General features: G+C 68.1%; 21 protein-coding genes. 17 read left to right on the top strand and 4 right to left on the bottom strand.

Annotated elements, in window-relative coordinates; genetic code table 11:
• Window positions 1–66: 66 nt before the first annotated feature.
• On the bottom strand, window positions 67–1,263 hold the full coding sequence (locus AB4Y92_RS21110) for an MFS transporter (RefSeq protein ID WP_441821452.1): 1,197 nt from the start codon (window positions 1,261–1,263) through the stop codon (window positions 67–69).
• Window positions 1,264–1,518: 255 nt separating this feature from the next.
• Complete coding sequence (locus AB4Y92_RS21105) at window positions 1,519–2,295, bottom strand: DeoR/GlpR family DNA-binding transcription regulator (RefSeq protein WP_441821451.1); 777 nt, start codon at window positions 2,293–2,295, stop codon at window positions 1,519–1,521.
• Between the two features lie 364 nt (window positions 2,296–2,659).
• Between AB4Y92_RS21105 and AB4Y92_RS21100 the strand changes: the two genes are divergently transcribed.
• Both AB4Y92_RS21100 and AB4Y92_RS21095 read left to right on the top strand, forming a co-directional pair.
• Window positions 2,660–4,801, top strand: coding sequence for a DEAD/DEAH box helicase (locus AB4Y92_RS21100; RefSeq protein WP_441821450.1), 2,142 nt, complete (start codon window positions 2,660–2,662; stop codon window positions 4,799–4,801).
• A gap of 363 nt (window positions 4,802–5,164) precedes the next feature.
• Entirely contained in the window at window positions 5,165–5,920 is a 756-nt protein-coding gene (locus AB4Y92_RS21095) for a type 1 glutamine amidotransferase (RefSeq protein ID WP_441821449.1), read from the top strand.
• Window positions 5,921–5,947: 27 nt separating this feature from the next.
• On the opposite strand, the gene AB4Y92_RS21090 is transcribed toward AB4Y92_RS21095, so the two are convergent.
• Window positions 5,948–6,829, bottom strand: coding sequence for a pseudouridine synthase (locus AB4Y92_RS21090; protein WP_441821448.1), 882 nt, complete (start codon window positions 6,827–6,829; stop codon window positions 5,948–5,950).
• A gap of 173 nt (window positions 6,830–7,002) precedes the next feature.
• On the opposite strand from AB4Y92_RS21090, the gene AB4Y92_RS21085 reads away from it, so the two are divergent.
• Together AB4Y92_RS21085 and AB4Y92_RS21080 are read left to right on the top strand one after the other, a co-directional pair.
• Entirely contained in the window at window positions 7,003–7,560 is a 558-nt protein-coding gene (locus tag AB4Y92_RS21085; protein ID WP_441821447.1) for a YaeQ family protein, read from the top strand.
• Between the two features lie 49 nt (window positions 7,561–7,609).
• Window positions 7,610–8,749, top strand: a complete 1,140-nt coding sequence (locus AB4Y92_RS21080) for an NAD(P)/FAD-dependent oxidoreductase (protein ID WP_441821495.1) — start codon at window positions 7,610–7,612, stop codon at window positions 8,747–8,749.
• Between the two features lie 270 nt (window positions 8,750–9,019).
• On the opposite strand, the gene rimO is transcribed toward AB4Y92_RS21080, so the two are convergent.
• Window positions 9,020–10,378, bottom strand: coding sequence for a 30S ribosomal protein S12 methylthiotransferase RimO (gene rimO, locus AB4Y92_RS21075; RefSeq protein WP_441821446.1), 1,359 nt, complete (start codon window positions 10,376–10,378; stop codon window positions 9,020–9,022).
• Window positions 10,379–10,513: 135 nt separating this feature from the next.
• Here rimO and AB4Y92_RS21070 point away from each other — a divergent pair, with 135 nt between their 5' ends.
• From AB4Y92_RS21070 to AB4Y92_RS21010, 13 genes are all read left to right on the top strand, one after another.
• Window positions 10,514–11,188, top strand: coding sequence for a dienelactone hydrolase family protein (locus AB4Y92_RS21070; RefSeq protein WP_441821445.1), 675 nt, complete (start codon window positions 10,514–10,516; stop codon window positions 11,186–11,188).
• Entirely contained in the window at window positions 11,185–11,595 is a 411-nt protein-coding gene (locus AB4Y92_RS21065; RefSeq protein ID WP_057943418.1) for an HIT domain-containing protein, read from the top strand. Before AB4Y92_RS21070 ends, AB4Y92_RS21065 begins: the two co-directional genes overlap by 4 nt.
• Window positions 11,592–12,308 (top strand): 5-oxoprolinase subunit PxpB, encoded by a 717-nt coding sequence (pxpB, locus tag AB4Y92_RS21060; RefSeq protein ID WP_441821444.1) that lies wholly within the window; start codon window positions 11,592–11,594, stop codon window positions 12,306–12,308. Before AB4Y92_RS21065 ends, pxpB begins: the two co-directional genes overlap by 4 nt.
• Window positions 12,305–13,291 (top strand): biotin-dependent carboxyltransferase family protein, encoded by a 987-nt coding sequence (locus tag AB4Y92_RS21055; protein ID WP_441821443.1) that lies wholly within the window; start codon window positions 12,305–12,307, stop codon window positions 13,289–13,291. Before pxpB ends, AB4Y92_RS21055 begins: the two co-directional genes overlap by 4 nt.
• A 293-nt stretch (window positions 13,292–13,584) precedes the next feature.
• Window positions 13,585–14,244: an ECF-type sigma factor gene (locus AB4Y92_RS21050; RefSeq protein ID WP_441821442.1), complete on the top strand. Its 660-nt coding sequence runs from the start codon at window positions 13,585–13,587 to the stop codon at window positions 14,242–14,244.
• A 63-nt stretch (window positions 14,245–14,307) separates the two neighbouring features.
• Complete coding sequence (locus tag AB4Y92_RS21045; RefSeq protein WP_441821441.1) at window positions 14,308–17,265, top strand: protein kinase domain-containing protein; 2,958 nt, start codon at window positions 14,308–14,310, stop codon at window positions 17,263–17,265.
• Window positions 17,266–17,402: 137 nt separating this feature from the next.
• On the top strand, window positions 17,403–19,277 hold the full coding sequence (locus AB4Y92_RS21040; RefSeq protein WP_441821440.1) for a DUF885 domain-containing protein: 1,875 nt from the start codon (window positions 17,403–17,405) through the stop codon (window positions 19,275–19,277).
• Window positions 19,278–19,680: 403 nt separating this feature from the next.
• Window positions 19,681–19,845: a LiaI-LiaF-like domain-containing protein gene (locus AB4Y92_RS21035; protein WP_215057316.1), complete on the top strand. Its 165-nt coding sequence runs from the start codon at window positions 19,681–19,683 to the stop codon at window positions 19,843–19,845.
• A gap of 13 nt (window positions 19,846–19,858) precedes the next feature.
• On the top strand, window positions 19,859–20,602 hold the full coding sequence (locus AB4Y92_RS21030) for a 5-oxoprolinase subunit PxpA (protein WP_441821439.1): 744 nt from the start codon (window positions 19,859–19,861) through the stop codon (window positions 20,600–20,602).
• A gap of 85 nt (window positions 20,603–20,687) precedes the next feature.
• A complete protein-coding gene (locus tag AB4Y92_RS21025) occupies window positions 20,688–21,398 on the top strand; it encodes a DUF969 domain-containing protein (RefSeq protein WP_441821438.1) in 711 nt (236 codons plus the stop codon).
• A complete protein-coding gene (locus AB4Y92_RS21020; RefSeq protein WP_441821437.1) occupies window positions 21,395–22,348 on the top strand; it encodes a DUF979 domain-containing protein in 954 nt (317 codons plus the stop codon). Before AB4Y92_RS21025 ends, AB4Y92_RS21020 begins: the two co-directional genes overlap by 4 nt.
• Window positions 22,345–23,016 (top strand): pyroglutamyl-peptidase I, encoded by a 672-nt coding sequence (pcp, locus tag AB4Y92_RS21015; RefSeq protein WP_441821436.1) that lies wholly within the window; start codon window positions 22,345–22,347, stop codon window positions 23,014–23,016. Before AB4Y92_RS21020 ends, pcp begins: the two co-directional genes overlap by 4 nt.
• A 34-nt stretch (window positions 23,017–23,050) precedes the next feature.
• Complete coding sequence (locus AB4Y92_RS21010; protein WP_057943427.1) at window positions 23,051–23,344, top strand: hypothetical protein; 294 nt, start codon at window positions 23,051–23,053, stop codon at window positions 23,342–23,344.
• Window positions 23,345–24,078: the final 734 nt, after the last annotated feature.

Below are 24,078 nucleotides of genomic sequence, written 5' to 3'. Positions count from 1 at the left end.
AAGGTGCGGGCATGGTACGGGATGCGCGCGGACGGCAATGTGGGCGCCGTCGCCGCGCCCGCCCGCTCAGGCCTTGGCCGCGGCGATGCGCGCGCTCGCCGCGACCGCGACCAGGGCCGCGCCCAGCAGCAGGAACGCCAGCGGCAGGCTGCTGATCTTCGCGATCCAGCCGATGCCGGCGGGCCCGGCGAGAATGCCGGCGTAACCCAGGGTGCTGATCGCCGACACCGCCGCGCCGGCCGGCATCGCTTTCTGATTGCCGGCGGCGGTGAACAGGATCGGCACGATGTTCGAGCAACCCAGTCCGACCAGAGCGAAGCCGAGCAAGGTCGTCCCCGCCCAGGGCAGCAGCGCCGCCAGCAGGAAACCGGCCGCCGCGCAGGCGCCGCCCAGCGCCAGCACCGGACGCGGGCCGAACCGCTGCACGATGCGGTCGCCGTTGAAGCGGCCGATAGTCATCGCCAACGCGAACACCGCGTAGCCGATCCCGGCCACGCTCGGCGTCACGCCGCGTCCGGACACCAGCAGCAGCGCACTCCAGTCCAGCATCGCGCCTTCGGCCAGGAACACGATGAAGCACAGCACGCCGATCAGGATCACCACGCCGTGCGGCAGCACGAACATCGAGCCGCCATGGCCGTCGTCGCCGTAGCGCAACAGGCCGCGGCCGCCGAGCAGCATCAGCAGCGCCAACAGCACCGCCACGCTCAAGGCCGCCACCAGCGGCGTCGCCTGCAGCCACAGCATGATGCTGACCAGGCCCGCGCCGGCGATGCCGCCGACGCTGAAAAAGCCGTGGAATCCCGACATCAGCGGGCGCCCGCTGGCCTTTTCCACGATCACCGCCTGGATGTTGATGGCGACATCGATGGTGCCGATGGCCGCGCCGAACACGAACAGGCTCAGCGCCATCGCCGGCACCGTGGAGAACTGCGCGAGCAGCGGCAAGGTCGCGCAGACCACCGCGCTGGCCAGCAGGATCACCCGCCGGCAGCCGTAGCGCGCGGCGATCGCGCCGGTCAGCGGCATGGTCATCAGCGAACCGGCGCCGAGCGCGAGCAGCAACAGCCCGAGCGTGCCCTCGTCCACCCCGGTGCGCGCTTTCGCGTACGGCACCAGCGGCGCCCAGGCCGCCATCGCCAGGCCGGCGATGAAGAAGGCGATGCGGGTAGAGAGGCGTTCGCTTGCGCCGATGGGGGCGGTGGCCGCGCGCGCGCTGGCGACGGCAGCGACCGCGGCTGCGGGGGAATCGGATTCGCTCATGGGTGTTTCGGACTCCGGTGCTTGGGTTGGATCAAGGGGAAGCTGGGTGGATAGTTCGACGCGGCGGAACGAAAGGCATCGGGGCTGAAGCCCCTCCCACAAAAGATCTCGTGGCGTCGCCGCATGCCCGCGAGTGGGCGTTTCGTGCTCCGGGTACTGATTGAATCAAGCGAAGTCAGATAGACAGTTCGATACAACGAGGTCTTTTGTGGGAGGGGCTTCAGCCCCGATGCTGTTCGATCCGCCGCCACGCACTCACCCCTCCGCCCGCACCACGCGCACACCCAGCCGCGCGAAGGCCTTGGCCTGCGCCGCATCGCCGCCGTGTTCGATCACCAATGCATGCAGTCCATCGGCCGCCACCACCGCATACGGCGCGGCGGTGCCGAGTTTTTCGTCGGTGACCACCGCCACCACCGCGCGGCTGGCCGCGGCGACCGCCAGCTTGAACTGCGCGTCCTCGTAACCCAGCGCGCTGACGCCGGCCTCGGCGTCGGCGCCGCAGACGCCGACGAAGTACAGATCGCTGCGGATCGCCTCGGCATCGCGGATCGCGCCGCTGCCCAGGCTGGCGCCGATGCGCGGATCGACCCGGCCGCCGATCACGATCAGTTCCAGGTCCTCGCGCTGGGCGATCAACGCGGCGATCGCCGGCGCATTGGTCACCACCGTCAGTCCATGACCGCGCGGCAGCGCCTGGGCGATGGCGGTGTTGGTCGAACCGGCGTCGAGAAACAGCACCTGCCCGCGTTCGACCAGGCCGGCCGCCGCGCGCGCCAGCGCCGCCTTGCGCGCCGGCGCCTGGGTCTGGCGCAGCGCGATCGGGCCGTTGTCCGGCGCCAGCGGCAGCGCGCCGCCGTAGACGCGCCGGCATTGCCCGGCCGCGGCCATCTCGCGCAGGTCGCGGCGGATGGTGTCGTGCGACACCTCCAGCTCGCGCGCCAGATCGACCGCGATCACCCGGCCCTGGGCGAGCAGGCGGTCGAGGATCAGGCGGTGGCGTTGCTGGGGCAGCAGTTCTTCGGCCGACATCGGGGGACCAATCGTTAATGATCGGACTCAATTGTGCACAACCGTGCAAACCCTGCAAGCACCGGCTTCCGGCCCCGGGCCAACCGACCGATCCGGCACAGCGCGATCGGCGCGGGATGAGCCGGCCATGGCCGCGATGGCGAACGAAACGGCGAATCGAGCCGCCAGCGCAGCAGGCAATCGCGCATCCCGGCCCCGATCGGCCGCGCAAAACCTTCGCCGCCCCGTCCTATCGCCGACAAAAATCCCTTGTTTTCCGGCCTTTCCAAGATTGGCTTCGCTTAAGAGCCTTCGCTCCACGCACATGCGAGTAAACTGGTCGGTCTTCCCCGACCGGCCTCGCCGGCGCTGCTGGAGCCTCGTCATGAGCGCCGACTTGCCCAATACCCCCTCCGATTCCCCCGCCGAATCCCCGGCCTCGCCGAAATTCACCGATCTCGCCCTGTCCGCGCCGCTGCTGCGCGCGCTGGCCGACGTCGGCTATGAATCGCCCTCGCCGATCCAGGCCGCGACCATCCCGCCGCTGCTGGAAGGCCGCGACGTGCTCGGCCAGGCCCAGACCGGCACCGGCAAGACCGCCGCGTTCGCCCTGCCGATCCTGGCCCAGATCGATCCCAAGCAGTTCAAGCCGCAAGCGCTGGTGCTGGCGCCGACGCGCGAACTGGCGATCCAGGTCGCCGAGGCGTTCCAGAAGTACGCCGTGCACCTGCCCGGCTTCCATGTTTTGCCGATCTACGGCGGCCAGAGCTACTACCCGCAGCTGCAGGCGCTCAAGCGCGGCGTGCACGTGGTCGTCGGCACGCCGGGCCGGGTGATCGATCACCTCGACCGCGGCACCCTGGACCTGTCCGAGCTGCGTTGCCTGGTGCTGGACGAAGCCGACGAAATGCTGCGCATGGGCTTCATCGACGACGTCGAGAGCGTCCTCAAGAAGACCCCGGAAACGCGCCAGGTCGCGTTGTTCTCCGCGACCATGCCCTCGCAGATCAAGCGCATCGCTCAGACCTATCTGAAGAGCCCGGTCGAGATCGCGATCAAATCGACCACCACCACCGCGGCCAACATCCGCCAGCGCTACTGGTCGGTCAGCGGCGTGCACAAGCTCGATGCGCTGACCCGCATCCTGGAAGCCGAATCCTTCGACGCGATGATCGTGTTCTCGCGCACCAAGCTCGGCACCGAGGAACTGGCCGAGAAGCTGTCGGCCAGGGGCATTTCGGCCGCGGCCATCAACGGCGACGTGCAGCAGGCGCAGCGCGAGAAGACCATCCAGAACCTCAAGGACGGCAAGATCGACGTGCTGGTCGCCACCGACGTGGCCGCGCGCGGTCTCGACGTGGACCGCATCAGCCACGTGCTGAACTACGACATCCCCTACGACACCGAAAGCTACGTCCACCGCATCGGCCGCACCGGCCGCGCCGGGCGCAAGGGCGAGGCGATCTTGTTCGTCACCCCGCGCGAGCGCGGCATGCTGCGCGCGATCGAGCGCGCCACGCGCCAGCCGATCGAGCCGATGGAGCTGCCGAGCGTGGAAACGGTCAACGAGCAGCGCGTCTCGCGCTTCCTCGGCCGCATCAGCGACGCCCTGGAAAGCAGCGACCTGGGCCTGTTCCGCGACATGGTCGAGCGCTACGAGCGCGAACGCAACGTGCCGGCGGTGGAAATCGCCGCGGCGCTGGCCAAGCTGGTGCAGGGCGACAACCCGCTGCTGCTGACCCCGCCGCCGGCGGTGCCGCGCTATGCGCGCGAAGAGCGCGATAGCCCGCGCGAACACCGCGGCCAGGCCACGCGCAAGTTCGTCGAGCGCGACAACGCTTCCAACTCGGGCGCGCATCGCCAGGAATACCGCCAGGATCAGCGTTCGGATTCGCGTCCGGATTCGCGCCGCGCCGAAGCGCCGCGTCCGCCGCGCGATCACGAGCGTTCCGCGCCGGCGCCGCGTCACGAAGAACGCCAGTACACGCCGCCGGCCGCGCACCGACCGGTGGTCAACAACGCCGAGTCGTTCTTCGACGACGAAGCGCCGTCGCCGCGCGCCGAACGCAGCGAGCGTTCGCACGATCGCGGCGCGCCGCGCGACGCCGAAGTCGGCATGGAGACCTTCCGCATCGAGGTCGGCCACAGCCATGGCGTGCAGCCGGGCAACATCGTCGGCGCCATCGCCAACGAGGCCGATCTGGAAAGCCGTTACATCGGCCGCATTGACATCCGCGACGACTACACCCTGGTCGATCTGCCCGAGGGCATGCCGCGCGAACTGATGGAGCATCTGAAGAAGGTGCGCGTGTCCGGACATCCGCTGCGCATCCAGCGCGCCACGCCGGGCGACACCGAGGGCGGCCGTTCGCCGCGTCCGGGCGGCGGTCCTGGCCGTGGTCCGGGCGGTCCCGGCGGTCCGCGTCCGGGCGGCCCGCGTCCGCACAGCGGCGCGCCGCGCCCCGGTGGCCCGCGTCCGCCGCATGGCGGGCCCAAGAAGTCGTTCAAGCCGCGTACGCCTCGCTAAAGCACGCAGCTCGCAAAATCCCTTCTCCCGCTTGCGGGAGAAGGTGGCCCGAAGAGCCTGCCCCCGCGAAGGCGGGGGGCCGGATGAGGGCACGCGAAATGTGGGCAACGCCGTAACCGCGGATGCGCGTGCCCTCACCCCAGCCCACCCCGGCCCAAACGCCAGCGTTTGGGCGTTCGCAGACGCGCGAGCCGATGGCTCGCAAGCCGCGTCCGCTCACCCCGCAAGCGGGAGAGGGAGCTACACGCAGCGACTGGCAAGGGACGACTCCGCCACATCCGCACTACAAGTCATAAGCCACTTGTCGCTAACCGCACCCGCGGTTTGGCATAGTCGCAGGCGTAACCCGCAACGCCGCCGCTCATGTCCCGCATCCTGGTCTTCCAACACGTCGCCGCCGAACCGCTGGGTACGCTGGATCCGCTGATCCGTCGGCGCGGCCATCGCATCCGCTTCACCAACTTCGACCGCGATCCCGAGGCGCAGCCCAACGTCGATCGCTATCGCGGCCTGATCGTGCTCGGCGGGCCGATGAACGTCGAAGACCAGGCCACGCGTACGCACCTGAAGACCGAGCTGCTCGCGATCGAACGCATGCTCGAACAAGGCAAGCCCGTGCTCGGCATCTGCCTGGGCGCGCAGTTGCTCGCGCACGTGCTCGGCGCGCCGGTGCGCAAGCACCATCAGCCCGAAATCGGCTGGTACCGGCTGCAGCCGACCGCGGCCTGCGCGGCCGATCCGGTACTGGCGCCGCTGGCGCAGGCCGCGCCGGTGTTCCAGTGGCACCGCTACAGCTTCGAAGTACCGCAGGGCGCGCAGCATCTGGCCCGTACCGACACCTGCGAGCAGCAGGCCTTCCGCTGGGGCGACAACGCCTACGGCTTCCAGTTTCATCTGGAGATGGACGTGCCGCTGATCGAGCGCTGGCTGGCCAACCCGGTGTATCGCCAGGAACTGGCCGAACTCGGCCACGACACCAGCGAAGCGGCGATCCGCGCGCAGACCGCCGAGCACATCCAGGCCATGCAGATTCGCGCCGACGCGGTGTTCAACAATTTCCTCGACCTGATCGGCCGGCCGCAGCGCAAATTCACCCTGCCCTCGCGCGAGTTTGTCTGAGCGACGCGCAACCCGGGCCTTAGCCGGTTACAGACTCAACCCGCTTTCGAAGCATCGCTCGCTGCCGTCGATCGGATCGATGAAGGCCAGCTCGCGCGCCAACAGCTTCAACGGCCGCGAAAAATCGTCTTCGGCCTGCTCGGCCAGCGGATAGAAACGATCGTTGAGAATCGGCGCGCCCAGCCCGGCCATGTGCACGCGCAGCTGGTGCTTGCGACCGCTGACCGGTTCCAGCGCGTAACGCCAGACCTGCGCGCCGCGTTCGATCACATCGATGCGGGTCTCGCTGTTGGCCTCGCCCTCGGCTTCGCGCATCAGGAAGAACGGCTCACCCGCGACCAGACGCGTGCGCCGCAGCAGCGGGAACTGCCATTGCGCAAGCGGCGGCGCCAAGGCTTCGTAGCGCTTGGCAATGCGCCGCTCGCGGAACAGCGACTGGTAGGCATCGCGCGTGGCCGGATCGCGCGAGAACAGCACCACCCCGGCGGTGCCGCGGTCGAGCCGGTGCAAGGGCACCAGATCGGTCTCGCCGTAGCGCCGCTGCAACCGCCCCAGCAGGGTTTCGGCGACGAAACCGCCGGCCGGGATCACCGGCAGGAAATGCGGCTTGTCGGCCACCAGCAGGCGTTCGTCGCGATACAGCACGCGCTCTTCGAACGGAATGACCGGTTCGTGTTCGACTTCGCGGAAATAGCGGATCTCCATGCCGACGCGGTAAGCGTCGTCGGCCGCCAGCGCATGGCCCTGCGCATCGAGCACGCGGCCGCGGGCGAAACGCTCGCGCCAGAGTTCGCGGCCGATCGCCGGAAACCGCGCGCACAGGCCGTCGAGCAGGCTCGCCCACGGCCCGGGCGGCAGTTGCAGGCGACTGGGCGGCGCGCTGGCGGCGGAGGCATCGTGACGGGGCATGCGCGCATCTTCGCCGATCGCGGGCGCAAACCGGATGCGCGGGCGGGCGGAAGCCGGATCCGCGCGGCATTTGCGCGGTTTTGCGTGCGCGGCCCGGGTCGCCCGGCCCCGAAATCGGGCGCCGGGCCCGCCGGAAGCTTAGAATGCGCGCTGTTTTCCAGCAGGCATGCCCCATGGCGCCCAACGCCACCATCGTCAAGATCGAACTGCAAATCAGCGACATGGACCGGCATTACTACGCCGCCCATGCGCTCACCCTGGCCCAGCATCCGTCCGAGACCCAGCAGCGGCTGATGGTGCGCATGCTCGCCTTCGCCTTGAACGCGCACGAGCGGCTGGAGTTCGGCCCGGGGCTGAGCAGCGAGGACGAACCGGATCTGGCGCTGCGCGATTACACCGGCGATATCGAGCTGTGGATCGATGTCGGCCAGCCGGACGAGTCGCGCATCCGCAAGGCCTGCGGGCGGGCGCGGCAGGTGGTGGTGGTGAATTACGGCGGCAACGCGGCGAACATTTGGTGGGACAAGAACGTCGCGATCCTGCGCCGGCTGAAGAACCTCACCGTGATCGACATCGACGCCGCCTCGGTGGACGCGATGGCGGCGATGGTCGAGCGTAGCTTCCGCCTGGATTGCCAGATCGCCGACAGCGAAGTCGCGCTCAGCAACGACAAGGCCAGCCTCACCTTCACCCCGACCGTGCGTCAGGGCGCGCAAGTGCGAGCGGCCTGAAGTGGCGGAGGTCTACGACGCCGTCATCGTCGGCGGCGGCGCCGCCGGGATGATGTGCGCGCTGACCGCCGGCCGTCGCGGCCGCCGCGTGCTGCTGATCGAGCACGCGAACAAGGTCGGCAAGAAAATCCTGATGTCCGGCGGCGGACGCTGCAATTTCACCAACACCGGCACCACCCCGGGCAATTACCTTTCGGCCAATCCGCATTTCTGCAAATCGGCGCTGGCGCGTTACACGCCGTGGGATTTCATCGCCATGGTCGAACGCCATGGCATCGCCTATCACGAGAAAGAACTCGGGCAGTTGTTCTGCGACGAGTCGTCCAAGCTGATCGTGAAGATGCTGGTGGACGAATGCGCGGCCGCGGGCGTGCGCATCGAAACCGGTTGTTCGATCGAACGCATCGCCCACGACGAAGGCGACAGCGGCTTTCGCCTGCACAGCACGCGCGGCAACATCGCCACGACTTCGCTCGTGATCGCCAGCGGCGGCCTGTCGATTCCGAGCATGGGCGCGAGCGGCTTCGGCTATGAACTGGCCCGCCGCTACGGCCACAACGTGCTGCCCTTGCGCGCCGGGCTGGTGCCGCTGACGCTCAGCGGCAAGCACCAGGAGCGCCTGCACGATCTCAGCGGCGTCGCTTTGCCGGTGACCGCCAGTTGCAACGGCATCGACTTCAGCAACCAGATGTTGATCACCCATCGCGGCGTCAGCGGCCCGGCGATCCTGCAGATTTCCTCGTACTGGCAGCCCGGCGACGATCTGCGCCTGGACCTGCTGCCCGGCCGCGACGCGCTCGACTGGCTGCTGAGCCAGCAGCGCGAACGGCCGGCGGCCGAGCTCAAGACCGTGCTCGGCGAAACCATCGCCAAGCGTTTCGCCCAGCGCCTGTGCGAAGTGTGGCTGAGCAACAAGCCGATGAAGCAGTACAACCTGCCCGAGCTCAAGCAGATCGCCGCGACGCTTTCGTCGTGGCCGCTGATCGCGAGCGGCACCGAGGGCTATCGCACCGCCGAGGTCACCCTGGGCGGCGTGGACACCGACGAAGTGTCGTCCAGCACGATGCAATCCAAGCGCGTGCCCGGGCTGTATTTCATCGGCGAGGTGATCGACGTGACCGGCTGGCTGGGCGGCTACAACTTCCAGTGGGCCTGGGCGTCGGGGCATGCGGCGGGGTTGGCGGTTTAAGGGCTGGCCTTTGCCTTTGCTGCCGCCTTTCGCTTCTTGCTCGTCATTCCCGCGAAAGCGGGAATCCAGCGACTTCAAACGTTCTCGCACGAAAGGCACTGGATGTTCGGCTCCGCCGAAGTAAAGCGGAGCCCGCGTTCGCGGGAATGACGGCCTTGAAAGAATGTCGCGTGCCTGCCTAGAAACCGCGCAAGGCACAACCACTGAGGCGAGACCGCGAAGCGCGGCCCGCGACCGCCAAGCCGCACCGGCCGCGCAACCGCCCGCAAATCAGCCCTCCACCACCGCCTCGCCGAACAAATCATGTTCGTCGCTGCCCATGATCTCCACATCCACGAACTGCCCCACGCGCAACCCCGCGTCCAGGCCGTTCTGGATCTGCACCAGGCCGTCGATCTCCGGCGCGTCGGCCATCGAACGCGCGATCGCCAGGTCGCCGTCGATCGCATCGACGATGCAGCGCTGCACGCTGCCGATCTTGGCTTCGAGCTTGTTCGCGGAAATCTCCGCCTGACGCTCCATGAAACGCGCCAGGCGCTCTTGCTTGACGTCCTCGTCCACCGGATCGGGAAGATCGTTGGCCTTGGCGCCGTCCACCGGCGAGTAGGCGAACGCGCCGACGCGGTCGAGCTGGGCTTCGTCAAGGAAATCCAGGAGCTCCTCGAATTCGGCCTCGGTCTCGCCCGGGAAGCCGACGATGAAGGTGCTGCGGATGGCGATGTCCGGCGCGATCGAGCGCCAGCGCTGGATGCGCTCCAGAGTCTTATCGACCGCGCCCGGGCGCTTCATCAGCTTGAGCACGCGCGGGCTGGCGTGCTGGAACGGAATGTCCAGGTACGGCAGCAACTTGCCTTCCGCCATCAGCGGAATGATGTCGTCCACATGCGGATACGGATACACGTAGTGCAGACGCGTCCAGATGCCCAGTTCGCTCAGGCCTTCGCACAGCGCCTTCATCCGCGTCTGGTAGCTCTTGCCGCGCCATTCGCGCTCGGCGTACTTGACGTCCACGCCGTAGGCCGAGGTGTCCTGCGAGATCACCAGCAGTTCCTTGACCCCGCCCATCGCCAGTTTCTCGGCTTCGCGCAGCACATCGTCCACCGGCCGCGAGACCAGGTCGCCGCGCATCGACGGGATGATGCAGAAGCTGCAGCGGTGATTGCAGCCTTCGGAAATCTTCAGGTACGCGTAGTGCTTGGGCGTGAGCTTGACGCCGACGCCGTCGTCGCGCCGCGGCACCAGATCCAGGAACGGATCGTGCTTGGGCGGCAGCGCCGCGTGCACCGCGCTCATCACGCTGCCGTAGTCCTGCGGGCCGCTGATCGACAGCACGCCCGGGTGGGCTTCGCGGATCAGCTCCGAGCGCTTGCCCAGGCAGCCGGTGACGATGACCTTGCCGTTCTCGGCGATCGCCTCGCCGATCGCGTCCAGCGATTCGGTCACCGCCGAATCGATGAAGCCGCAGGTGTTGACCACCACCACGTCGGCATCGTCGTAGGTCTGGACGATGTCGTAACCCTCCACGCGCAGCTGGGTGAGGATGCGTTCGGAATCGACCAGGGCCTTGGGGCAACCCAGGCTGACGAAACCGACTTTGGGATTGGCTGGCGCGACGCTGGCGGAAGACATGCGGGAGAAGACCTGAACGAGAGAATCCGGGCGCGGACGGCGATCCGGAAGCCGCTGAGCGGCTGGGGGCGCGAATTATAGCCTCCGGGGCTAAACTGGCCTCGATTCAAGGTTCATTCGCAACTGGAGCGGCTCATGGCTCATTGGATTGATCTGGACACCCCCGTCGGCCCGGTTCAGGCCTGGCGGGCCGATCCCGCCGGCATTCCGCGCGGCGGGCTGGTGGTCATTCAAGAGATTTTCGGGGTCAATTCGCATATCCGCGATGTCGCCGAGCGTTTCGCCCAGGCCGGCTACGTGGCGCTGGCGCCGGCCTTGTTCGACCCGGTCGAGCGCGGGGTCGAGCTGGGCTACGACCAGTCGGCGGCCGCGCGCGGGGGCGAACTGCGCAACGCGGTGGGCTTCGATCGCGCCATGCAGATCGTCGCCAGCGCCGCGAACCTGCTGCAGGTCGAGGGCCTGCGCACCGGCGCGGTCGGTTACTGCTGGGGCGGCTCGCTGGCGTTCTTGGCCAATACCCGCCTGGATCTGCCCGCGGTCAGCTACTACGGCGCGCGCACCCTGCCCTTTCTCGACGAGCCGACCCGCGCGCCGGTGCGCGCGCCGGTCATGTTCCACTTCGGCCGCCACGACGGCAGCATTCCGCCGGAAGCGATCGAACAGCATCGCCAGGCGCTGCCGGCCGCGCCGATCCACCTGTACGACGCCGGCCACGGCTTCAACTGCGAGCTGCGCGCCGACCACGACCCCGCCAGCGCCGCGCTGGCCTGGACCCGCACCCTGGATTTCCTCGCGGACAGTCTGAAATGAACCCCTGGCACCTGCATCCGCAACTCGCCGACGACACCCATCCGGTCGCCCAGTTCGAATTGAGCGAACTGCGACTGATGGACGACGCCAATCACCCCTGGCTGATCCTGGTGCCGCGGGTGGACGGCGCGGTCGAGCTGATCGACCTCAGCGACGACCAGCAACTCACCTTGACCGGCGAAATCGCCCGCGCCAGCCGCGCGCTGCAGGCGCAGTTCGCGCCGCACAAGCTCAACATCGCCGCGCTCGGCAATCTGGTGCCGCAGTTGCATGTGCACGTGATCGCCCGCTATCGCGAAGACATCGCCTGGCCGCGTCCGGTCTGGGGCATGGCGACCGCGCAACCGTATTCGCCCGACCTTTTGGTGCAACGCATCCGCCGCCTGCAGGACGCGCTGTCGGCGTGAACGCGGGCCGCCCGGCCGCGTCGGACGCGGCGATCGAATTCGAAGCCCTCGCCGACGACGCCTGGCTGCTGCGACTGGGCCGCGCCATCGACGACGGACTCAACGCGCGCGTGCACGCGCTGGCGGCGCGGCTGCGCCTGCAAGCGCCGTCGTGGCTGCGCGACGTGGTCCCGGCCTACGCCAGCCTGGCGGTGTTTTTCGATCCCTTCGCCATCGACGCCGCCGATGCGCGCGCATGGCTGCGTGCACAATGCGAGCACGCATACGCCGCCGCGCCCTCGCCCGCCGCGCGCACGATCGAAATTCCGGTCGCCTACGGCGGCGAGTTCGGCCCGGACCTGCACGACAGCGCGGCCGAACTCGGCGTATCGCCGCAGGTGCTGATCGCGCGCCACAGCGAGCGCGACTACACGGTGGCGATGATCGGCTTCGCTCCGGGATTCCCCTATCTGTCCGGGCTCGACCCGGAGCTGGCGCTGCCGCGACTGGCGACGCCGCGCACCGCGGTCGCTGCCGGCAGCGTCGCCATCGGCGGCGCCCAGACCGGCATCTACCCGCGGCCCGGTCCCGGCGGCTGGCGCCTGCTCGGACGCACGCCGCTGCGTTTGTTCGACGCCGCGCGCGATGCGCCCAGCCTGTTGCAGCCCGGCGACCGCGTGCGCTTTCGTCCCATCGACGCGCTGGAATTCGCGCGTTTGCAGGCGGCGCCGTGAACGCCGCGGATTCGCCCGAGGCGCGCTGCGATATCGAAGTCGTCGCGCCCGGCCCGCTCAGCCACGTGCAGGACCTGGGCCGCGACGGCTGGCGCCATCTGGGCATCTGCCGCGGCGGCGCGCTCGACCCGGCCTGCGCCGCGCTCGCCAACGCCCTGGTCGGCAACCGCGACGGCGACGCGGTGCTGGAATTCACCCTGCAAGGCCCGAGCCTGCGCCTGCCACGGCCGCTGCGCATCGCCTTGACGGGCGCGCTGTGCGAAGCGCGCTTCGAAGGCCAGTGGCTGCCGCCGGCGCGGCCGATCGACTTGCCGGCCGGCGTGCTGAGCCTGGGCGGCATGCGCAGCGGCGTGCGCGGCTGGCTGGCGGTGCAAGGCGGCCTGGACACGCCGTGCGTGCTCGGCAGCCGCGCCACCGATCTGCGCGGCGGCTTCGGCGGCATCGACGGACGCGCGCTGCGCGGCGGCGACCACCTGCCGGTCGGCGCGCACCGCCCCATCGAAACCTCGCAGCCGCGCATGCCCGGCTGGTGGATCGATCCCGACTTCAACCACGACCCGCACGCGCCGATCCGCTACCTCGCCAGCGACGCGCCGGCCTTGGGCGAAATCGCCGCGCAGTTGAGCCGGCAAACCTGGCGCGTCAACGCCGCGAGCAATCGCCAGGGCCTGCGCCTGGACGGCGATGCGCTGCAGGCGCCGGAGGCCGGCGCGCTGTCGGAACCGGTCGCGCCGGGAACGATCCAGTTGCCTGCCGACGGACGGCCGATCGTGCTGTTGGCCGACGCGCAAACTGTCGGCGGCTACGCGCGCCTGGGTCATGTCATCGCCGCCGACTTGCCGCGTCTGGCGCAGGCGCGGCCGAACGCCGAACTGCGCTTCGTCCGTTGCGACGCGGCGCAAGCGGCGGCGGCCGCGCGCAAGGCGCGGGCGGAATGGGCGCGCCTGAAACTGGCCATCGAAGCACGCTTAAAGCACCAGTAATCCGGCGCGATACGAAGCCGCGGTTTCCGTCTGGCTGAATGCGAGCCAAGGGCCGCGATCCGCTAGCGGCCATTGCCCCGACCGGAGCGTTACCTTGCCGACACAATCGCGCAGCAATCGACGCGAATTGACGCGCCGGCCATGCAATCCGAAACAAGTTTCCACAACGCATGTGCCGGCAGGTTGCGCCGTTACGCCCAAGTCGCCGCCAATACGCTAGCCCTCGAATAGGAACGCGATAACTGTCACGATTTGGCGGATGATTGGATCGCCATTTGAGGCAAAATCCGGACATGTCAGAACAAGATCACGGCGGCCAGACTCCCACCCCGCAGCCGGTGGATACCGGTGTATTGGCTCTGTCCGACGCGGCACTGGAATCGATAACCGAACTCATCGCCGATGCCCAGAAAGGACGCCCCGGCGCCTGGGATCAGGTCTACACCGCGCTCTATCGCGAACTGCACCGGCTGGCGCGGATGCAGATCCGCCAGCACTGGAAAGGTGCCGAGCGTTCGCCCACGTCCTTGATCAATCGCACCTGGCTGCGGCTGAGCCAGGCGACCTTGAACATCAACGATCGCACCCACCTGATCAGCGTGCTCGTGCACGCCATGCGTTATGCGCTGGTCGATGAAACGCGGCGATTGCTCGCGGAAAAACGCGGCGTCGGATTCGAAGCGGTGATGCTGGAAGAGGACGACATCGGCCTGGCCTACGACGCGCGCCTGGAACATCTGCTGGCGGTGGATCAAGCGCTGAACCGCCTCAGCGAAGCCGAGCCGCGCCTGGGCCTGCTGGTGGAGCTTCGCTATTTCGGCGGCATGACCGATGAAGAAGTCGCGCAGGCGCTGGGCGTCACCGACCGCACCGTGCGCCGCGACTGGCGGCGGGCGCGCGCGTTCCTGTCGAGCAGCCTCGGCGATCGCGGCAGCGCCGAGTTGGATTCGTGAAAACCCCGGCGCAGTCCTCCATCCGCGGGCTGCGCTGACCCTGATTCGTCGTTCGCGATCCTCATGACCTCCGATCCCAAGCTGCGCGCACTGTCGGTGTTCGACGACTACCTCGACCTGTCCGAGCCGGCGCAGGCGCGCATGCGCGCCGACCTGCAGCAACGCGATCCCGAACTGCTCGCCGCGCTGCTGTCGATGCTGGCCGCCGACAGCGAGGCGAGCCTGCTCGACATCGCGCCCACCGAACTGCTGGCGCAAGCGCGCTCGGCCGAACCGGCGACGCCGGAACCCGACGACCCGCGCGTCGGCACGCGCCTGGGCGCATGGCAGATCGACGGCGTGATCGCCGAAGGCGGCATGGGCACGGTCTACGCCGCCCATCGCGCCGACGGCCAGTACGAGCAGCGCGCCGCGCTTAAATGCGTGCGCGCCACCCTGGCTTCGCCGGCCTTGCTGCAGGCGTTCCTGAGCGAACGCAATTATCTGGCGCGGCTGGAACATCCCGGTATCGCCACCTTGCTCGACGGCGGCGTCGGCGACGACGGCCATCCCTGGTTCGCCATGCGCTACGTCGATGGCGTCGCCGTGGACCTGTGGTGCGACCGCCGCAACGCCAGCGTGAGCGAACGTGTCGATCTGCTGATCCAGGTTTGCGAAGCGCTCAGCTACGCGCACGCGCAAGGCATCGTCCACCGCGACATCAAGCCGTCGAACGTGCTGGTCGACGCCGACGGACGCGCGCATCTGGTCGATTTCGGCATCTCCTCGCAATTCGGCGGCGGCGAGGCGCCGGGCGAACATATCGCGATAACCCCCGACTACGCCGCGCCGGAAGCGCGCGAACACGGCGTGCACGCGCCGGCCGCCGACCAATACGCGCTCGGCGTGCTGACCTATCGGCTGCTGTGCGCGCAGTGGCCGCTGCCGTTACATCGCCTACGCAATCTCATCGCGGTGAGCATCAGCGAGCCGATGCCGATGGACCGCTTGATCGACGACGACGCGCAAGCCGTCGCTCGTCAGCGCGGCGCGCGCGATGCGGCGGCGTTGCGGCGCGAGCTGGCCGGCGACCTGTCGGCGATCGCGCTCATGGCCGTGGCCTCGCAGCCGCAGGACCGCTACGCCAGTGTCAAGGAATTCGCCCAGGACCTGCGACGCTGGCGCGAACACCGTCCGCTCGGCATCCGCCCGGGCAGCCGTTGGTCGCGCATGCGCAAGTGGCGGCGGCGCAATCCGGTCGCAGCGCTCCTGGGCACGACCCTGGCGCTGGTGATGCTGGCGACGCTGGGCCTGTCGCTGTGGCAACAGCAGCGCAGCGCGCGCGCGCGCGCCGCCACCCAGACCGTCAGCCAACTGTTCGCCTCCACCCTGGGCGCGGCGACCTTGTCCGGACTGGGCAGCACGCCGTTCTCTTCGCGCGCGCTGCTGGAGAAGACCGAGCGCGAACTGGCCAAGCTGCCGCTGGACGACCAGCCCGGGCTGCACGCGCGCAGTCTGGCGACCTTGGCGCGCAGTTACGCGGTGATCGGCGACTACGCGCATGCCGAGCGATTGACCGATGAAGCTCATAGGCTGCTCGATCGCGCCGGACTGGACGATACGCTGGTGGCCAGCACGCGCATGGCGATGCTCAACACCCAGACCCGTTACGCCCAGGCACGCGATCTGGCGAACAGACAAATCGAAAAACTCACAGGCGACGACGAGCCGACCCGACTGGCGCGCATCGCCTACACCGCCGAACTGGCCAAAGCGCAATGGGGGCTGGGCGATACCAAGATCGCGAGCCTCACCACCGACTCGCTGGTCGAGCAGGTCCGTGTCCTGGGGCCCGGACACGAGGAACTGACCGCGCAGGCGCTGTTGCTGCGCGCCGCATTCCTGACCCGGCTGATGCGCGCCGAACAGGCCGAGGCCGACATTCGCCGCGCGATCGCATTGGCGCGGCCGGTGAATCCGGTGCTGGCCGACGACGGTCTCGAACAACTGGTGATGACGACCTCGCAAAGAGACCCGCCGGAACTGATGTCGCTCAGCGAGAAACTGCTGCGCAACCGGCGCGCCAGCCTGGGCGAAATGCATCCGAAAACGGCTCAGGCGAGGATCCGCCTGGCTTTGTCGCGCTATCCCAGGCCTTCCAGGGACGAAGTGGAAAAGGCCCTGGCGTCGATGGAGGCCACCTACGGCCGGGACCATCCCGAATACGCCTCGGCCCTGGGCGCGTCGTCCTGGATCATCGCGCGCGATCCGCGCGACAACATCAACCTGCTGCGCAGGGCTCTGGCCACGGTGGAAGCCACCCTTGGCCAGCACGGCGCCGTGAACGCCTCGGTCAAGGGCAATCTGGGCAAGGATCTGATCCACTTGCCGCCGCCTTGGCGCACCGACGCCGACATCCGCGACGGCATCGTTTTTCTGCAACAGACCATCGAAGAACGCGACCGCATGGGCGTTCCCGCGGTGACCGACCGGAGCCAGCTGATCCTGGGCCTGCTGCGCTACGGAGATGAGCGGCAAGTGGCGCAAGCGCGGACCTTGCTGGATATCAACCGTCGCCAGGCCTTGCTCTACTACAGCCCGCAGGACGGCGTGATGCAGCGAATCGACCAACTCGACGATCGCCTGTTGTTCCGCGAGGGAAAGCGCGAACGGGCCGATGCGAACTTCGCGCGCAAGATCGAGGCCGCCCGCGAATTCATGCGCACCGCCGACGCCGCCCGGCTGTCGTCCCACGATTCGTGGCGAGCGAACATGCTCAGCCAGTCGCTGAGCTACCGGGCCTTGTACGCGCACGAGCATTGCCGCAAGGATCAGGCCCTGGCGTTCCTGCGCGAAGCGGTGGATTTCGACCGGCGGGCGCTGGGCCCGGGTCACGACGCCACTCGCAGCGCCATGAGCTATCTCGATCACCTGAGCCGACAGGGCCGCATGATGGACACCACCGGCTTCCTGCTGCCCGTCGCCGAACTCGATGCGCTCAACCGCAGGGCGCGGGCCTGCGCGCCCCAGCCGTCGCGCTGACGGCGAATAGGGCGAAAGGCACTGGCGCGCCGCGATCTCAGGCGGGACGATCGGCGGCCGCGGTGCGTTCCCGGCCGCCGGACCAAGAGCGCGGCCGGCTCCGCGCCGCATCGTCATGTCGCCCTGGAGATCCTGCAATGCATAGCCTGCGTCTGCTGTCGTTATCCGCCTGTGTCGCCGCCGCGCTGGTCGCCGGCTGCAAGTCCGAAACCGCTCCGCCGCCGGCCTCCGCCGACAACACCGCGAGCGCGAGCGCCGCCAAGCCGGCGACGGCCGAATGGGACGCCGCCGTGGACGGCTTCCTGCAGGGTTACTTCGAACACTTCCCGGTCTTCGGCGCCGGCGCCGGCAAGCACGAGTTCGACGGCAAGCTCCCGGATTTCTCGCCCGAGGGCCAGCAGCGCAATATCCAGTGGCTGCATCAGCAGCGCGACGCGGTCGGCGCCTTCGGCGACGATCGCCTGGACGCGCCGCAACGCTATCAGCGCGACTACGTGCGCGCGGTCATCGACGGCCAGCTGTTCTGGCTGGAAGACTCCGGCTTCGCCAACAAGAACCCGGCCTTCTACCTCGGCGACCTGTCGCCGAGCATGTACCTGACCCGCCCCTACGCGCCGCTGGAACAGCGCATGGCCGCCTTCGCGACCTACCAGGAAGCGCTGCCCAAGGCCGCCGAGCAGATCCGCGCCAACCTCAAGGGCCCGCTGCCGAAAACTTATATCGAGCTGGGTGTGATGGGCTTCGGCGGTTTCGCCGAGTTCTTCAAGAACGACGTGCCCAAGGCCTTTGCCGAGGTGAAGGACGAAGCGCTGCAGGCGCGCTTCAAGGCCTCCAACGCCAAGGCCATCGAAAGCATGCAGGGCCTGGCCGATTACCTGACTTCGATCAAGCCGCAGGCCACGCAGGATTTCGCCCTGGGCGCGGACAAGTTCTCCAAGATGCTCAAGGCCACCGAGGGCGTGGACCTGCCGCTGGATCAGCTGAAAGCCGCGGGCGAAGCCGATCTGGCGCGCAACCTGGCCGCGCTGAAGAGCGCCTGCGAGCAATACGCCCAGGGCCGTCCGCTCGGCGAGTGCATCGACAAGGTCAATGCCGACAAGCCGCAGGGCGGCGCGGTGGAAGGCGCGCGCGCGCAGTTGGCGGGCTTGCGCCAGTTCATCGTCGATAAGGATCTGGTGACGATTCCCGGCACCGAGCAGGCCAAGGTCGAGGAAGCGCCGCCGTTCAACCGCAACAACTTCGCTTACATCGAAATCCCCGGGCCGTACGAGAAGAACCTGCCCTCGGTCTACTACATCGCCCCGCCCGATCCGAAGTGGCCCAAGGCCGAGCAGGACGCCTACGTGCCGGGCAAGGCCGATCTGCTGTTCACCTCGGCGCACGAAGTCTGGCCGGGGCATTTCCTGCAGTTCCTGCACGCCAACCGTTCGCAGTGGAAGTTCGCGCAGTTGTTCGTCGGTTACGCCTACGCCGAAGGCTGGGCGCATTACACCGAAGAGATGATGTTCGATGCGGGCCTGGACGGCGCCACGCCGGAAATCCATATCGGCCAGCTGACCAATGCGCTGCTGCGCAACGTGCGTTATCTGTCGGCGATCGGCCTGCACACCGGCGGCATGACCGTGGCCCAGTCCGAGCAGATGTTCAAGGACAAGGCGTTCCAGGATCCGGGCAATGCGCGCCAGCAGGCCGCGCGCGGCACTTACGATCCGGCGTATCTGAACTACACGCTGGGCAAGTTGATGATCATGCAGTTGCGCGAGGATTGGACCGCCACTCATGGCGGCCGCGCCGGCTGGAAGGCGTTCCACGATCAGTTCCTGAGCTATGGCGGGCCGCCGATTCCGCTGGTGCGCGGGCAGATGATGGGTGGGGCGGCGCAGGGTAAGTTGTGGACGGCGCCGGCGGTGGTTCCGGCTGCGGCGGCAGCGGCTCCGGCTGCGGCGGGCGATGCGGCGGCGGCGCCGGCTTCGGGGTCGCCGGATAAGGCGGCGCCTAAGAGTTCGATGTGATGCGGGTGGGTGGAATGATCGGTCGGGGTTGGTGATTCGATTCGCGATCGGTTGAAGACGGGGCCGCGGGTGCGGTCCCGTTTTTTTTGCTTGCTTGGGTTGGTGCACCTCGGCGTGTGGGTAATCCCCTGGCGCTATTGCAGCGGCGGTCTGACTTCGTGCGGCGCTGGCGCCCGCCCCCTTTTGCAAAGGGGGCTAGTTGACGCGGCTTGGGTGGGGTTGCACGGCGCGGTACGACGCTGCGCGGCGACTGGTGGGCGTGGCTTGGGTGGAGTTGCACGTCGGCCCGGCGAGCGGCGCTGTGTCGAGCGTCAGTTCCCCTTGGGCAAACCGCCCAACCGGACTAGACTCGTCCCCGTCCCGGGCCCTTCGACGCCCAGCACTCCAGCGAGACCCGCAGCACATGAAATCCCACGTCGTCGGCGCCCTGATCCTGATCGTCATCGGTACCTTGTTCCTACTCAACAATCTGGGCTTCACCAACCTCAGTCTGACCAAGGTGCTGGTCACCTATTGGCCGGCGATCCTGATCGCGGTCGGCCTGGGCCTGCTGTTCAAGCGCAACTAGTCCGATTCAGACCATGCTCGCCCGCATCGACTTCAATTGCGATATCGGCGAAGGCTGCGGCGACGATGCCGCGATCGTGCCCTATGTGAGTTCGGCCAACATCGCCTGCGGCGGCCATGCCGGCGATGAAGCCACCATGCGCGCCACCTTGCGCCTGTGCCGCCAGCACGGCGTCGCCGCCGGCGCGCATCCGGGCTACGACGATCCGGAGCATTTCGGCCGCCGCACCCTGCCGCTGAGCCGCGACGAAATCGCCATGCTGATGCTGAGCCAACTCGCGCGGCTGGCGTCGATCGCCGACGACGAAGGCGTGCGCCTGACCCACGTCAAGCCGCACGGCGCCTTGTACAACCTCGCCGCCGACGATCGCATCGTCGCCCAGGCCATCGTCGGCGCCGTCGCCGCTTTCGATCCGCATCTGATCGTCTACGGCCTGGCGCAATCGCAACTCACCGACGCCGCCGAACAGGCCGGGCTGCGCGCCGCGCACGAAGTGTTCGCCGAACGCGGCTACGCCGCCAACGGCCGCCTGCTGCCGCGCGGCCAGCCCGGCGCGGTGATCGAATCGCTGGACGCGTCGATCCGGCAAGTGCGCGATCTGGTGCTGCGCGGCGAAGTCGAGGTCGCCGGCGGCGGCCGCATCGCGCTGCGCGCCGACACCCTGTGCCTGCACGGCGACCGCGACGACGCGGCGGCGTTCGCGCGCGCGGTGCGCGAGGCCCTGCACGCCGACGGCATCGAGGTCGCCGCGCTGTGACCGCGGCGCGCGCCGGCCCCGCCCGCGCGTCGACCGGTATCCGCTTCGCTCCACTCGCCCCTGCATTTCGCTACGAGGACGCGGCATGAATTATTGGCCCTTGATCGGCGTCGCCGCGGTCGTGCTCGGCTTCGTGCTGCGGCTCAACCCGGCCCTGGTGGTGGTGGTCGCCGGCTTCATCACCGGGCTGGCCGCGCAGCTGTCGCCGCTGGACGTGCTCGAAGTGCTCGGCAAGGCCTACACCGAGAAACGCTTCCTGCTGCTGTTCCTGCTGACCTTGCCGGTGATCGGCCTGCTCGAACGCCACGGCCTGAAGGAACGCGCGCAGTTGTGGGTGGCCAAACTGCGCGGCGCGACGATGGGGCGTTTGCTGATCGCGTACCTGCTGATGCGCCAGCTCGCCTCGGCGGTCGGCCTGACCAGCCTGGGCGGCCATCCGCAGACCGTGCGCCCGCTGCTGGCGCCGATGGCCGAAGGCGCGGCGCAGACCCGCCACGGCGAGCTCAGCGACGAAGATCTACAGCGCATCCGCGCGATGGCCGCCGGCACCGACAACGTCGGCCTGTTCTTCGGCGAAGACATCTTCATCGCCTTCGGCGCGGTGCTGCTGATCCAGAGTTTCTTCGCCGAACACGGACTGGCGATGGACCCGCTGCAGATCGCGCTGTGGGGCATCCCGACCGCGATCTGCGCGTTCGTGATCCACGTGGTGCGGGTACTGCGCTTCGAGCGCAAGCTCGCGCAGCGCGTGGCGCAGGCGCGGCAGGCCGCGGCCGATCGGGCGCCGTCGCCATGATCACCCTGACCTTCGTCTACTGGCTGATGGGCGCCTACTTCGCCGCGCTAGCCTGGCGCGGCTTGCGCGATGCGGGCAATCCGCGCCGCCACACCACCGCGCTGTTCTGGGGACTGATCGCCGCGCTGATGTTCCTGGCCGAACACCTGCCGAACAAAGTTGTCGGCGCCTGCGTGGTGGTGCTGGCAGTGCTGGCCGGATTCGGCGGGCTCGGCAAGGGCCGCTACGCGGAAACCTCCGGCGAGGAAAAGCACGCCGAGGCGCTGCGCCTGGGCAACAACCTGTTCTGGCCGGCGCTGCTGATTCCGGCGGTGACGCTGATCGGCGCGCTGGGCCTGAAGTTCGTCAAGATCGGCGACACGCCGCTGCTGCAGAGCGCCAACGTGACCTTGATCGCGCTGGCCATCGCCTGCATCGTCGCCTTGTTCGCGGCCTGCCGGCTGACCCGGCAGACGCCGTGGAGCGGCGTGGAGCAATCGCGCCGGCTGGTCGATGCGATCGGCTGGGCCGCGCTGCTGCCGCTGCTGCTGGCCGCGCTGGGCAGCGTGTTCGAAGCCGGCGGCGTCGGCCAGGCCGTGGCCGGCGTGGTGCGCGCGGTGATTCCGGTGGAAAACGCCTTCGTCGTGGTCGTCGCCTACGCGCTCGGCATGGCCTTGTTCGCCGCGATCATGGGCAACGCCTTCGCCGCGTTCCCGGTGATGACCGGCGGCATCGCCCTGCCCTTGCTGATCCAGCACCACCATGCCGACGCCGCCTCGCTGGCGGCGATCGGCATGCTGTCGGGTTATTGCGGTTCGCTGATGACGCCGATGGCGGCCAATTACAACCTCGTGCCGGCGGCGCTGCTGGAACTCAAGGACCCCTACGGCGTGATCCGCGCGCAGTGGCCCACCGGCGCGGTGCTGCTGGTCTGCAATGTGCTGTTGATGTACTGGATCGCCTTTCGATGAGCCCGCAACGCAAACCCCAGGGCAGCGTGCTGTTGACCGGCTTCGCGCCGTTCGGCGGCGAGACCGGCAATCCCAGCTGGGACGCGGTGAATTCGCTCGACGGCGAAGTCGTCGCCGGCCATCGCATCGTCGCGCGCCGCTTGCCGGTCGCCTTCGACGATTCGCTGCGCGAGTTGAACAATCACATCGACGCCGTGCGCCCGGCGCTGGTGCTGTGCGTGGGCTTGGCCGGCGGGCGTTCGCGGCTGTCGATCGAGCGTGTCGCGATCAATCTGATCGATGCGCGCATCGCCGACAATCGCGGCGCGCAGCCGATCGACCGGCCGGTCATCGCCGGCGGCCCGGCCGCTTACTTCGCCACGCTCCCGGTCAAGGCGATGCTGGCCGCATTGGGCGAGGCCGGCATTCCGGCGGAGATTTCCCAGACCGCCGGTACTTATGTGTGCAATCAGGTGTTCTACGGCTTGATGCACGCCTTGAGCGCACGCGGCGATGCCGGCGTTCGAGGCGGCTTCATCCACATTCCGTATTCTCCCGCGCAAGCCGCGCACCACGCCGGCGCCGCGAGTCTGGCGATCGACACCGTCGCCCAGGGTTTGCGCGTGGCCGTGGACACCGCGCTGGCCACCACGCTGGACCGCCGCATCGCCGGCGGCGCCGAACACTGATCGCGGCCCGCGGCCGCTTCCACGGAGTCTACCCATGCAACGTCTGCTGCTCGCCGTTCTGCTCGCCGCCGCCGCGGCCTCGCCCGCGCACGCCGGCCTGTTCGACAAGAATCCGGACAAGGTCGCGCAGGAGGCGGTGACTCAGAATCTGCGCGCGGTGACCTTATGGGTCGATGCGAGCTGGGGTTTCCGCAATCAGGGCGCGGCCAACGCGCTCAGCCGGGCGCATCAGGCGTTCACTACCCGTGGGTACGACGTGGTCAGTGTGGAGCCGTATATCGAGAATGGGGATTTGCAGGGGTTCTTTGTGACGTATCAGAAGCCCTGAGCGGCAATCCGCGCGACCTGATTTTCAAAGCTCTAATTGGCTTGGCTCGGCTTTAGCTTGCCTTTGACTTTGGCTTAGCTCAGCTGTGGCAGTTGCCATGGCTTTTGCCGTTGCTGGGCGCCGCTACTAACTCGCGAGACCGAAGGACACCCGGAGGGCGGCGCACATGGACGTGCGCCGGGTCCCGCCGTGGGCAGGATGCCCACTGCGGGACCTGCCTGCGCAAGCACCGCACTCGTGGCTTTTGACTCGAAACAGCTGAAGCCCTTTCTTTGGTTACTTTCTTTGTGGCTCTGGACAAAGAAAGTGACCCGCCGCTCCATGGCGGAAGCTTTAGGCGTTTGATCTTGCTTTCGCTCTTGCTCTTGCTTGAGGCTTCTTTTGCTCGTCATTCCCGCGAACGCGGGAATCCAGCGACTTCAATCGTTCTCGCACGAAAGGCCCTGGATTCCCGCGTTCGCGGGAATGACGGTAGGTGGGAGTGCGTAGGTCTGGCTGTTTCGATCAGAGACTTCCGTTTCCTTAGAAGCCTTAGAAGCCTTAGAAGCCACAAGCAAGATCAAACGCTAAACGCTTCCGCCATACAGCGGCGGGTCACTTTCTTTGTCCAAAGCGACAAAGAAAGTAACCAAAGAAAACGCTTTGGGCTGTTTCGAGTCAAAAGCCACGAGTGCGGTGCCTGCGCAGGCAGGTCCCACATTGGGCATCCTGCCCAAGGTGGGACCCGGCGCACG

The organism is Lysobacter sp. TAB13 (assembly GCF_052113885.1).
GTDB lineage: Bacteria > Pseudomonadota > Gammaproteobacteria > Xanthomonadales > Xanthomonadaceae > Lysobacter > Lysobacter gummosus.
The sequence above is the reverse complement of the archived record's forward strand: the minus strand, read 5'-3'. Positions and strand labels throughout refer to the sequence as shown.